This window comes from Trabulsiella odontotermitis (assembly GCF_001188485.1).
Lineage (GTDB): Bacteria > Pseudomonadota > Gammaproteobacteria > Enterobacterales > Enterobacteriaceae > Trabulsiella > Trabulsiella odontotermitis_A.
In genome coordinates, this window is the sequence record NZ_JNGH01000077.1 from 49740 (window position 1) to 62751 (window position 13012).

The following is a 13012-nucleotide window of genomic DNA, read 5'->3' on the forward strand; positions in this document are numbered from 1 at the left end:
TTAAACCTTAAATGAAGGAAGGTAGGAGCCATCTCGTTGGCGTTGAAAGTCAAACTCGTAAAAGACGCATGGCCCCAGAAAATCCGTGTGCTGGCCAAGATAAAAATTAACGGCATTTGGCGCAGCGCTGAAAATATGCAGGCTTGCCTCAACCGGTAAATCTGCATCCATGACTACATCGGATACCTGTTCGGCAAGCGCTACGGCATGTGAACCGTTTTTCACAGATCGTTGCCCGTGCCCGTTTGCGGGGGTAACGTGAATGATACGTCCTATTTCAGGCTGATTTTCGAGTATGTATGCACGTGCTTTTGGCAGCGCATTTCTCGCGATGCTGAGCACTACAGCGACATCGCTTCCGATTCCGACAGTCTCGGTTTCGATAACCGCATCAGGTTCATCCTGCGATTCGTTCTCAGACCAGATGGAGTCGCCCATTCTCCCTTTCTGGACCAGTTCGATTTCTACGCCCGACTTGTGACCCAGACATTTGCCGGCAAGCATTGCAATGGAGCTGTGGGTATTTAGATACAGCCGAACTTTACGCTCCGTCTGCCTTATACCTGTGAGGAAGGTTTCTACTTGGGGCTTAATAACATCATTCCACTCAATGCCCGGGGAGGGAAATCGACCTTCGAAGAGAGAAAGCAGGGATAGTGTGTGTTCCGGAAGCGCATCCATGATGTCCAGTGGTCCATCGCTGAAAGAGCGTAGCGCAACATTTCTGAAGCTTTCAGGTGCTTCCGATCTGATCCAGTTCTCTTCCTCGCAAAGGGCTGTGAATTGCTCTCGGGTAAAGCGATAACGTTCCTGACTGCGTAAGGCACGCGCAGCGCCATCGAAACGGAAGTCCGAACTTGTTTCGCAGGTTATCAAGCCAATGATCTGGAAGCAGGTATTAACTTTTTCACGCATCGCTTCAAGCGTGGGCTGTGACTGCTGAATATGAAAACCAGTAAGCACCTGCTCCAGCTCCTGGTCTGTGGAAAGCTTAAGATGTTGGCGCCAAAGCTTGCGAACCTTTCCCTTACGGCTCCTGTCGGTCGTGCCATCAAACAACTTATCGAGTCGTATTGAGCCATCCACATTGCTGATTATTTCACCAAGCAGGTCCTCATCGATAATTCGATCTGTCGTGACAAGGTGAAAAGCAGAGTTGGCAGGCTCAGTTGCTTTTGCCTGTTTTAGTCTTTCAAGGATCGAGAAGGTTTCAGCACCAATGAATGCAGGGTCAATTAGGTCCTCGAATCCGAAGCTAGCGGCTTGTGTAACGTGAAACTTAATTTGATAGTAATCGGCCTGAATCCGATCGGGTCCGGTGCTGCGGCGAGGGGGGTTATAACGCGTAATCACGTCATCAAACGCTTTAGGGCCATCGGCTTCATAGGAAACTTCTATGACGAAATCTTGTTGGGGATTTTTAAGCCGGGATGCCTCAATCCAGAAATACCGAGCCTGATAATCATGACCGTGCCAGTTAGCCAATACAGAAGTCGCCATGAGATTCCTCCCAAATAACAGTGATGTTTTGAAGCTATCACGTCAGAGGATACTGTTCAAGAAGACAGTGTTTATTGCAGATTATGGAATTCATTTACGACTTATTCTATTTAAAGAATTGATATTAATATTAAATAAAAGATTGTAAAAAATAATATCAATCAGACTTCAGTTAAACTGAAGAACCAAATTTTTTTAATTCCCAGACGATCTCTGAAAAAGAGCATTTAACTGCAGACTTATGTAGGGTGATCAACTTTTGAACAAAGTGACATTGATTAAAGGTGTGATTATTGACTATGTATTCAAGACATAAGAGTCATCACAGTCATCATACCTAGTGCCCCCTTCAGCTCCCCGGCGTTGCCGGGGTGTCAGCCCGACTGCAGTAACCGACGGGTCGGTAAGCTTCGCCGACTCACCAGACGTGGCATTTCTGGGGGCTGATGTAAAAAATTAAACACTAAGGATCAAGGATGGTTCGCTCTGAGCGAGGAATGGATGACATGCTTCCGGCAAACTAACATAGCACGATGTAAGCAAGTTCCGCTTCTGGCACTATACGGGCTAAAGCAGACAGATTAGATGAGATAAGGGTATAGATGAATTATCCATACCCTTGAAGAATTACTTCCCAGTTGATTTGCTTGGTTTCAGTCCTGGGGTATTGCCGGGTGTATCCTTATTATCACGCCTGCGTTGATCGGGTTTTCCTGTTGATTTTGCAATTGGTTTTGGACCAGGTTTAAGCCCCATAATCGTGCTCCTTAGCATTGTCAGAGGTTATTCCTCAGTGTGGATATAAGGGGAGCTGTAAGAATTATCAAGCTAGGATGGGCGGTGGATAATGACTGCTAGACTATTATGTGAGCAATGTCAGTTTTTGACATATAGTAACCGGTTTGATACTGAAGTAGGTTGCAGATTGTTCGCGATGCGCCCTCAGCAATGAGGGCCACCGCGGAGATTGTCAGGCTGATTTCGCCAATTGCCGATGCAGGACCTGAAGACTAGTTCCCGCCCCTGCCCATGCAGCAGCCGAGCCGACCACATACAGGTTTTGCTTGGCGCGTGAGACGGCTACATTGATTATGTTTGGCGGGCTTGCCGCCCACTGACGCGCCCTTTGCTGACTCGCTTTCGGCGCACCTAGCAACAGGATTACCGTGTCTGCCTCTCGGCCCTGGAACGTGTGGACTGTGCCTACACGATCACGGCACCATTCATCCAGTTTTACGCCGAACGTTCGCAGCAGGTCGGTTTCTCTGTCGAGACGCCGACGCATGTTCTGCTCTACGATCTTGAATGGTGTAATGATAAATACGTCTGGATTTGTAATGCCCGATGCTGCCAGCTCTTTTAGCATTCGTACAACCGCTTCTCCCTCATCGGGACACCACTTCGTCTCAGCGTCGCCATTGATATCCACCCAGCGAGATCTCCCCAATGCCGAGCCGATAGATCCAGGTCTTTTAGGCCCGACAGCATGGACCATTTGCTTGGCATACGCGATGGAGTTAGAAACGTCGAACATTGGGTTCTGGCAACGCCTGTGAACGAGGAGTGGCAGCCCGACTTCTCGATCACCTATGTCCATGACGAAGGTGGATTTAAAGCGCGATGCTTGATCAGCAAGGGTCTGCGTAGATGCTGCGGGGGCAGACCATTCGACTTGGTCAATGTCAAAGAACTTGCAGATTTCGGCGTTCAGCTTTTCAGGAAGTGAAACTACAGGTGGGATTTGCAACGGGTCACCTACCACGATGGAGCGCTTTGCCCGCATGATTGCTCCAACTGCTGCCTGAGGAACGGCCTGGCCTGCTTCATCTACCAGAAGCCAGCCAATGCTCTCTGGTGGTAGATCCCCGAACATCGTCCGAACAGAGGCAAATGTCGTGGACACGGTCGGCACAACCATGAAAAGGCTCGACCAAAGGTCGGGGAGAAGTTCACGGTGAGCGGAAGACTGGAAGGCACCAGCCACCATGCCCGACATCAATAGCCCAAGATTGTGTTGCAAGCGGCTGGCCGAAGCATCGATGAACGTTTTATGCACAGTCAGGGCAGCGGCGAAAAGATCCTCCCGCAGGCGATGAACCTCATCGGGAAGCCATGGCGCAGTCAGGTGGATAGCCTCGTGCTCGCGCTCGAAGAATCTCTCATCAACGACCCTGTCTCCCATGCGGTTTCGTGCCTCTGCCTCGGTTGCCTTCAATTTCGAGACAGCCTGATATTTGCTGGAAATTTCCTGGTCGAGTTGCTGTAACTGTGACTCAGTATTGCTCCACTCAGTCCTTGCAAGCTCCAGGGCCCTGTCTGTCTCCTGCGCCCGTAAGACTGATTGCTGCAAGGTCACCGAGAGTTTCTGCAGTGTCGATCTCCACGACTTCCAGGCCGCAGTCGCGAACAAACGGGAGAAGAAACCTGGACGGCCAGCAAGATGGCTGTCGAGTATGATCTTATCCTGCTCAATCTGCGATTTTGTCTTCTCATGCTCCCGTTGGCAGGATTCAGCAGTCTGGTGTGCCTCTTCGACGGCTTCATTCAGACTCGGACGACGCTGTTCCACACTTTGAAGTTCGGTGGTCGCTCCCTTGAGCGCCTGGATATCCCGTCGCATCTCTTCGATGCTGGCGATTTCGGCGTCTACCGTCTCCTTGAGTTTAAGAAATGCGGTTCGCGCTTTCAGCCAGGCCGCAGCAGCGTCCGCTTCATTGGTGCTGGGCCGCTCATTGACGACCACGCTGGGCAGCACGCGATCAATGATTTCGCCAGTTCGTTCGTCCTTGATCTCACGCATGACGTTTATGCCGCGAGCTGCTTTCAGGTAGGTAAGGAAACCACCGTCTTCATTCCACCAGAAACCTTGCTGGAACGCGCCTCGGTTGCTGCTTTTGCCGAGAGCCGCGGCGATCAATCCCCAGGTTTCGACAGGGACGGAGGGGATGTCGGCCTCGGCTTCGGCTTCGAAATAGCCGGCGCGTTTGGGGTTCGCTATCAGGTCGCTGATGGACCGAAAATAGGCGATCTGTTCATGGCGACCATTGGCTTCCTTGAGAGGAAGTTCTTTACTGACGTTCTCGACCGCTTTGTTATTGGAGGAAGCTACGACGATCTCATGGCCCTTTAAGGATGCATGTAACTTGTAGAAGTGTAGGAAGGCATTGGAGCCGAATGCCAGCTTCTCGCCTGTGGTGGAAAAGGCATCCTGCGGTTTGTTGAAGCCGGACATCGCCGTGGCCCGATCGAGAATGCACCCAACGACGATATCCCGGAGAAGAGTGGTCTTTCCGGTTCCAGGAGGCCCATTGACGCCGATGATACCTGGTGCATCATTCAGCTCAGCACGCGCCGCATTCACGGCAGCCTGTTGAAGCAGTACCAATGGATGGCCGCCTTTCGAAGGCCAACGAGCCTGCGGCATGAGCGACGGTGCGACGAATGGCTCAACTGCGGAAATGGGCGATAGCACGTCGATTTTCCGTTCAGGCCTGCCAATTCCCATATAGCGGCGCAAACCGGTTCCGGCTTTGCCCGTCTCGAGCAATTTTGTTGCTTCACCGAGATCTTCAAGATAGAAGGAATTCAGTAACGAAGGTTCAGGCGGCGCCTTGGCCTTGAAATGCTGAAACACCTTAATCGCGAATGTGGGTGGCTCAACCAAATGCTCGGGTACATCGAACTGAGACACAAGCCATTTATAAGTGTTAAGAACGACATCCAAATCGATCGGTATGGGTTCTCCATCCTCGTTGTGGCGGCGAACCATTCGATCCAGATGCTCGATAATGCGCGGCTCAACATTCGGCCAATTCCCTAAGCTCCCAAGCTTCAGATCGAGAGCCGGTTTGAGTGCCCAGGCAAAACTGGAAACGGCGACGCCTTTGTCCTCAAGCACATAACCTTCCTTGTCGATCAGGATCGAGCCGATGGCTGCTTTCTTACCGTCCGGGCGTGAACTCTCCTCATCCTCGCCAAAAACCTTGACCAGCTCGTCCGTCGCCTTGTCGAGAGCGATGGAGCCGAGGACGACCTCGAAATAAAGCTTATAACTGGGCTTGCTGCGGGCATTTGGTCCCCACGGAACACCTCGCTCCAATAGAGCAACCCTGGAGCGGTCGCCCGTTGCCATATCCTCTGGGCGTTTATAACCTTGAGGCGACAGTGCTTCGAGGGCTGTCCATGCTGCCAGTATTGCTCGCGCATCATTCGTCTTATTTGGTGGAGAAAAAGACGGGAGCGGGCCTAGATCGATTTGGTCTTTGTCGAATTGCTCTCGCATGGCAGAGTCTGGGATGGCCTTCGGTTGCAGTTGCTCTTTCGCTACAGGCGAATTGTGGGGCACAACTCGTGAAGATTGTATGGACACCGAATCGGGATGGCGTGTTGATGTGCTTGAAGCCGAGATGGCGACTACACTGTGGCCGCTAAGAGCCAATAGCGATTGCTCTATTTTAGCCGTCAGCGTCCGCGCCCTGGCAGTGTTGCGAAAGGTCAGCTCGCTCAACAACACTTCAAGTTCACTAACATTGTTGCTGGACTGCTCGAAGATTGCTTCCAGATCGAAGATTGATTTTTGCGCATACTGCCGTGTGTTCATTTATTTCTGCGGTTCCATATCCCTTCAATTAAGAGATATTATGCTAATTAGCTTGATTTCTAAAACTATTAACTTCCGCTTGAAATATAAAGTCTCATTCGGCCCACTACTAAAGTGGGAACCGTCATTAATTATCCGTTACCCCGCTAAACGCATTCCTCTCATACCTCCCTCAATCATACTTCCGCGATCAGCAGCCATAACAAAATCAGCCCACCATTGCATCATCGGTCGCCGTTGCTCAAGGTAATCACTGCGGTTATAAGCGCGACGTACCTCCTTTTTGTCTACATGAGCCAGTGCTGCTTCAATGACATCAGGCAGAAATCCTTTCTCATTGAGTGCCGTACTAGCGATAGAACGTAAACCGTGTGATACGAGTATGCCTCCTAAGCCAGCACGCTTGAGTGCAGCATTCACTGTCTGGCTGTTCATCGGCTGGGTAGGCTTAATGCGACTGGAAAAGATAAATTCTCGATTACCACTTAACGGCTTCATCATCTCCAGTATCGCAATTGCTTCATCTGACAATGGAACAGTATGGTCGCGGTTCATTTTCATGCGTGCTGCAGGAATCTTCCACTCTCGCGCTTCCATGTCTACCTCTTCCCAACGAGCTTCAGCCGCTTCGGCAGGGCGGGTGATGGTAAGAAGTTGCCACATGAACAGGCATCGTGTTGAAAGGCTAATGCTGGCCGTACGCATCGTCTGCATCAATTGAGGTAGCTGATCCGGTCGAATGCTTGGCATGTTCTTCTTCTGCGGCTTCTCAAAGGCTTTACCGATATTAACGCTGGGAACAGCATCAATCAGCCCTGTGTTTTGGGCATAGATCATGACCTCATTAATGCGCTGGCACAGGCGACGAACGGTTTCCAGTGCTCCTCTGGCCTGAACCGGTTGGACGGCCTGAACCAGCGTGTGAGCTTTAATATCTGTAACGCTAATGTCGCCAATCGCAGGAAAAACATCTCTCTCAAGAGAGCGCCAGATATCCTCTGCGTAGTCTTCGGTCACGCTGGCTTTCTTCACATTCCACCAACGTTCAGCCACGAGCTGGAAAGTATTGGTTTTAGCTTCCAGCGAACTGCGAAGTTGTTCTTGCTGATGTTCCTGAGGGTCGATTTGTTTCGCCAGAAGAGAACGAGACTCTGCGCGATAGTTTCTTGCATCGGCAAGCGTAACTGACGGGTAGGGGCCAATGCTCTTCTTCGCACGTTTCTTGGTGACAGGGCGAATGTAGCGAAACTGCCAGATTTTACTCCCGCTGGATTTGATGAGTAGCTCAAGGCCATCACCATCATAGAGAACGTAGTCCGCTTCTTTGGGTTTGGCTGATTCGATTTCCTTAACGGAGAGAGGTTTGGTTTGTCTTGCCATTGCCGGGTTTCCATAGTTTTAGGCACCTCAAAAACAATAAAGCTTTATGAGGTGCCTAACAAGGTGCCTAAAAGGTTCGGATTTAATTAGTTGGCATCAGACTTCGCGGGACAAATTGAGGGCACAAAAAAGCCCGCAGGGCTTGTGCCATGCGGGCTCTTAGGACTTCATCAGATGACTCTGGTAATCACCGATGGAGAATTTTGGTGGAGCTGGCGGGAGTTGAACCAGCGTCCGTAATTTTGTAACCAACTAATCTATAATAACTTATCAGGTGCTCCGATTTGTGCGGCTCCCTTACGGCTCCTTTCAATTCCTGTCACTGACCCGGTCAGGTTTTCTCTCCGTATTGCCATCATATTCTTTCAGATAGCGTCCATAGTGACGGAAGAGCATTTCCGGCCCTTTGTGTCCCATCTGCGTTGCCAGCCAGAAAAGATTAACACCGCCGCTGATTAACCGTGTAGCGAAAGTATGCCTGGTCTGATAGGGGTTGCGATACCTGATACCGGCTTTCCGGAGCGTGGGTACCCAGGCTTTTTTCCGGATGGCATCCGCGCTGGCCCATGGTTTATTAGTCTTTGGATCTTCAAAAACCGTATCATCTTTCATGAAGGTGAATGGTTTCTGATCGGCCAGCGCAATTATTGCCTCTTCTGACAGTTCCACTTTTCGTGTACCGGCTTTTGTCTTTGTCCCTTTAATCACACCAACAACGCTGGCGTTTTGAACATGGGCAGTTTTCTCTATGAAGTCGATATCGCGCCAGCGAAGCGCACATAATTCGGAGCTGCGAAGTCCTGTTTGTATGGCGAACCTGAAAAGATTCTCCCATTGTTTATTACCAGCTGACGAGAGCAGGGCGTCAACTTCGGCCGGTGATAACGGATCAACCACGTAGCTGCTTTCTGTCTCTGATTTGTCGCTTTGGTAACGTGACGCAGTAACCAGTGATACGGGGTTAATTTGCAATATGCCATCTGTCACTGCTTCATCGAGAGCAGAACGCAGAAAAGATAGCTGGTTGCGGATAGTTTTCAGAGTTGTTTTCTGGCTTTGAATCCAAGCCTTCAATGCTGCCGGTGTTAACTCACTGGCCGGGAATACATGAAGTGAAGCGAGTGCATTTCGGCATTTCGTATAACCGACGATAGTGGATGGAGAAAGTTTTCTTGTCTCGCAGATCACCAGATATTCATCCAGGTACATCTTTACCGTTTTGTCGGCAGCAGCGTTACCGAAGATTTTTAAACGGGTAGAGCGAGGGAAGTATTCAGCATAAACAAACGTCCCTCTTTCGATCTTGTTATGTATTTCGCCGAGGGTGCGCTCGGCATATTTGATGTTTTTTGGGGTGACATCCAGATTAGAAAGGGGTTCACGGCATTTAACCCCCTTGTAAGTGAAAGTGATATTTATCGTTTCCCCGTGGCGATGTTTCCGGATGGTCAAGCCACGCGGGAGTTTCGGCGATTCTGTCTGGCCCATTTTGCAACCTCACTAAGATCTATCCATCTCTCCTTAACGCCTTCCACTTTCAGCACCTGAACTCCTTCACGCCACACACCACGCTGTATGCGCTTATTGATAGCATAAGGAGTCTCGCCTGTTTCTTTGCAATAAGTCGAGATGGGAACACAATCGAGGCTCAGCATATATTTCTCCACTTTACCGGCTGCACCCGGCTATTTTCTGAAACAGCAGGTGCCGCAACCACCGCGGGCACCCTCTACACACACGTCACACCTGTCTACTTTTTTGAGAAAGCCATATCCTCCGGGAGTCTGCCGTACCACCATCCATCTTCCCGCTTTTCAACGTAGACACGGAAAGTACCGCATGCCAGAACCAGCGCCTTAGATGCGCTCATCACACCCTGCTTTATACACTGCGCGCCGCGTTCGCTTCCGGTTGCAGCGCGCAGCCTCACCATATTTTCCTCGCGGTCTATTTCAATCAACACACGTTTACCGCGTAACTCGGTGCGCGCGCTGACGTAGATTGTGGAACCGCCAGCCCGATTGTCAGTACAGCGAATAAATGGTCTGTGAAAGCCCATGTTTTTTACGTTGTTCATGGATTCAAAAGCCATGTCACGCCCTCTAATTGTTTTATTATGCGTTCTTCGGAATCGGTATGATGCTTTCCTGCAGCAACCGACGGCGCATATTAGGTACGCCGCCAGCGTGTATCGTTTCGTAGGAATCAGGCCGCGCATTGCCTTATTTCCATGAGCTCATTAAAGCGATTCATGAACAGGCCGAACGCCTGACTGGGGCGCAGCGGCACGACCTGGATTAAATCGCTGGCAATGGTGCCTTCGAGTATTTCCCACGGTTCACTATCATCGAGTTCGAGATCACGACGTTCGGTCGCCAGCATCACCCGGTCGGCATACTTCACGACAGGGGAGTGAAGCTGAGGAATATCGAATTTGGTTCGGATCAGTCCGTCGACGCGGGACTCGATGCGCCGGTAATCAGGCAGCAGCACTTTCAACGGTGACGGGATGTCCTGACAGTAGGCTTCTGCGGCATCGTGTAGCAGCGCTTCGAATGCAAACTCAGCCGGCACGATCTGGCTGCAAAGCACTGAATGCTGCGCCACGCTGTAGAATTCCGGCAAGTGGCCGCTATACCGGCAGATGTTTGAAAGGGCTGTGCCAATATCCTCGATCACGATATCGTCCGCGGTGGCATTGATGTAATCGAATTTCTTACCTGAAAGAGTCTGTATGTAGTTCATCACTTTGTTTTCTCCATTTATCCGTAGCTGTATCCCAGGCGTTTTTGTGATGAGCGAAGCCCTCGCCAGATGGCGATAATATAAGAAATTGAGCTTCATAATTACCCCGTGGACTGAGCTGTTTGATTCTGTAAATTAAGAAAGGCGGCTGCACCCGCCGTTTCTTTATCTCCATACACAACAGAGAAGGGCACCTGCTGGTGGGCCAGCCCGGGCGGATTGGGTTATGAACCCGTCGCCTGGTGATGCCCTTGTCTGTTGTGTAAAAAGGGCGGTACCGCGGTAGAATATTATCTTCTCCTCCAGTTGTTGGAAGACCCGGGTACCGCCAAGGCTACACACAGCAATGTCGTACTACCTGATATCACGGTCCTAAGTCGTGATTTGGTTGTGGCGGGGTTGTCACTCAGGCGTATGGTCAACCTGACAACCCGGTGGACATTCCCGGGGAAAAGGATAAAGCCCGGGCCATACATACCGCCGCGCCGTTTCGCGGATTACCACAACGGAAAGAGCACTCCGATCTTCAACCAACGCCCCGAGTTCTGCGTTTCGGCGCATCAAGTCGCGGCAGCTATCTCCGGGCACACGGGCTGACCCTTTGATTCACCGTTATCCGCCAAGCGCTTGGGTTTCAGCAGTCATGTGGCGGGAATGCTCTTACCTGTTGTGTCCTTAAAAAGCTGGCGGTTGCCGCTAACGGAGTAGAACGGGCCGCCAGAAAAGGTCGCTGTCAGACAATACAAGTGGCTTCGGGCGGGGCACCGATGACTAATCGGTCCCCTACGGTATTAATTCTCAGCGCCGTGGGTTTAAACGGCTCCGTATTGCTGCTGAGTTTGAGCTGCTGGTAGTCACGCCAGCACCGCCACCCCTCCCGAAGACATCTGTAAACTGCCAGCCTTTGCACCAAATAGGCTGTACCTGTAACGCTGGTCAGCGGAACGTTAAAACAAGACTTCTGCACTTAATCTCATGCGGTGGATAGCCGCATTTCTATCGCTGCTACTTCTAGTGAAAACGCCTTTGAGCGAATTATTAAGTTGTAACTTATGGGTACATTATGTACCTCAGTGGTACATTGTCAAGTATAAAAAAACCTGCCGGAGCAGGTTTCTGATCGTTCACCATCACTTTGATATGTATCTTCTTGGTTTACCAGAAAAAATGACGGTCCCAATTATTGAGCAATTTCCATTAATTTTGATGTATGGATCCGGCCAATTTTGATTAAGGGCTTTAAGATATTTTTGTCCACCATCTTCTATCAACCTTTTGAATGTTGTTTCACCCGTTTCGTGCATAAGGGCAACAACATCATCGCCATGAACTGCTGGGACTTCAGGGTCAACAAAAATCATATCCCCTGGGCGGTACTCTTCAATCATCGAGTCGCCAATGACCCGTAAAATGTAGGTCATTGGTCCACACGGGACGGGGCATGGATAGTGCTCAGTGTTATTTAAATCCATCTCAGCATAACCGGCTTCGGTCCATGCCCCCGCCTGTACCCACGATATTACTGGTACAAGAGTGATATTACGATTAGTGTCTGAAACATCATCAGTTTTTGCAACATTGGTTGTCTGATGTTCCTGATCTAACCATCCAGTAGGCAGGTCGAAGCATTTTTCAATATGCCTTGCCATGGCGCTACCAATATTCTTGGTGGCACCCTCTCCCATGAACCTACTTGTTTGCGTTGGTTCACGATCGATCATGTTAGCAAAATAAATATTTCCGCCAACACCATCTCTCAATTTTCGGGCGTTTAACCGCCTGATCTCTTGGATAGTTTTCATCCCTAAATTAAACAATGTGTACCTCTGTGGTACAAGTACCTTGATGGTTCACTTTAATGGTGTAATATGTATCCAGGAGGTACATATCATGACAAAAGAGTACTGGGACTCTTTGACTAAAGAGCAGCAGAGTGAACTAGCAATAAACGTTGGATCGACAACCGGTTATCTCCGATTAGTTTTTAACGGCTATAAGAAAGTCAGTTTCGGATTAGCTAAAAGACTTGAAGAACTCACTGCCGGAGAGGTCACTAAATCGGATCTACGACCGGATATTTATCCAAAACAATAGCCGACGTCTTGGCTTTTTAAACCACAGAACTGAGGAGCCAATCGTGGGTAATGAACCGAATTGGAAAGTCGAAAGACAACCAGCCTGGCTGGTGGTCGCGATCAAGAAGACGATAGCAAGTCTTCCCGGTGGATATGACGAAGCGGCGGAATGGTTGGGTGTTACAAAGGATGCCTTGTTTAACCGTCTGCGCGCTGGTGGTGATCAGATATTCCCGCTTGGGTGGGCAATGGTTCTCCAGCAGGCAAGTGGGACAAAGTACATCGCCGATGCCGTATCGCGCCAGTCGAACAGCGTTAACGTCCCGCTGGTGGATCTTGAGGATGTCGAGAACGGCGATATTAACCAGCGTCTGCTGGAGTCAATCGAGTGGATCGGCCAGCACTCAAAATATGTCCGGAAGGCAACCGCTGACGGCGTGATTGATGAAGATGAACGGGAGCAGATAGAGGAAAACAGTTATCAGGTGATGGCGAAGTGGCAGGAGCATATCTCTTTGCTGTTCCGCATCTTCTGCGCACCTGAAAAAAGTGACGCCCGCGAGTGTGCAGCTCCGGGCGTCATGGCGAACAACTCTTCGTGTATGGAGAAATAATCCGCATGAGCAATTTAATCTCAATTTCTCATCTACCGCAACTTCGGGTGATCCCGGTATCGGGCCTGCCGTCGTTTCGGTATGAGCGCATGGTACTC

10 protein-coding genes are annotated in these 13012 nt (G+C 50.2%); 2 read left to right on the plus strand and 8 right to left on the minus strand.

The annotated features are described in order from the left end of the window. From cap4 to GM30_RS09350, 8 genes are all read right to left on the minus strand, one after another. Complete coding sequence (gene cap4 / locus GM30_RS09320; RefSeq protein ID WP_049848391.1) at positions 1-1500, minus strand: CBASS system CD-NTase-associated protein Cap4; 1500 nt, start codon at positions 1498-1500, stop codon at positions 1-3. A 970-nt stretch (positions 1501-2470) separates the two neighbouring features. After that, the gene (locus GM30_RS09325) at positions 2471-6100 is read right to left on the minus strand and encodes a DEAD/DEAH box helicase (protein WP_049848392.1); all 3630 of its coding nucleotides are present in this window, start codon (positions 6098-6100) and stop codon (positions 2471-2473) included. Positions 6101-6238: 138 nt separating this feature from the next. Next, positions 6239-7480 carry an integrase gene (locus GM30_RS09330; protein ID WP_049848393.1) on the minus strand — a complete coding sequence of 414 codons (1242 nt, stop codon included), beginning with the start codon at positions 7478-7480 and terminating at the stop codon, positions 6239-6241. Between the two features lie 309 nt (positions 7481-7789). Beyond that, positions 7790-8968 carry a site-specific integrase gene (locus GM30_RS09335; RefSeq protein ID WP_049848394.1) on the minus strand — a complete coding sequence of 393 codons (1179 nt, stop codon included), beginning with the start codon at positions 8966-8968 and terminating at the stop codon, positions 7790-7792. Then, entirely contained in the window at positions 8929-9135 is a 207-nt protein-coding gene (locus GM30_RS27150; RefSeq protein WP_072092145.1) for an excisionase, read from the minus strand. Before GM30_RS27150 ends, GM30_RS09335 begins: the two co-directional genes overlap by 40 nt. Before the next feature lie 95 nt (positions 9136-9230). Continuing rightward, on the minus strand, positions 9231-9572 hold the full coding sequence (locus tag GM30_RS09340) for a hypothetical protein (protein WP_049848395.1): 342 nt from the start codon (positions 9570-9572) through the stop codon (positions 9231-9233). Positions 9573-9685: 113 nt separating this feature from the next. Further along, a complete protein-coding gene (locus tag GM30_RS09345) occupies positions 9686-10225 on the minus strand; it encodes a hypothetical protein (protein ID WP_049848396.1) in 540 nt (179 codons plus the stop codon). A gap of 1130 nt (positions 10226-11355) precedes the next feature. Beyond that, complete coding sequence (locus GM30_RS09350) at positions 11356-12027, minus strand: LexA family protein (RefSeq protein ID WP_049848397.1); 672 nt, start codon at positions 12025-12027, stop codon at positions 11356-11358. Positions 12028-12115: 88 nt separating this feature from the next. On the opposite strand from GM30_RS09350, the gene GM30_RS09355 reads away from it, so the two are divergent. Together GM30_RS09355 and GM30_RS09360 are read left to right on the plus strand one after the other, a co-directional pair. Further along, positions 12116-12319: a transcriptional regulator gene (locus GM30_RS09355; protein ID WP_049848398.1), complete on the plus strand. Its 204-nt coding sequence runs from the start codon at positions 12116-12118 to the stop codon at positions 12317-12319. A gap of 43 nt (positions 12320-12362) precedes the next feature. After that, positions 12363-12914 carry a YmfL family putative regulatory protein gene (locus GM30_RS09360; protein ID WP_049848399.1) on the plus strand — a complete coding sequence of 184 codons (552 nt, stop codon included), beginning with the start codon at positions 12363-12365 and terminating at the stop codon, positions 12912-12914. Positions 12915-13012: the final 98 nt, after the last annotated feature.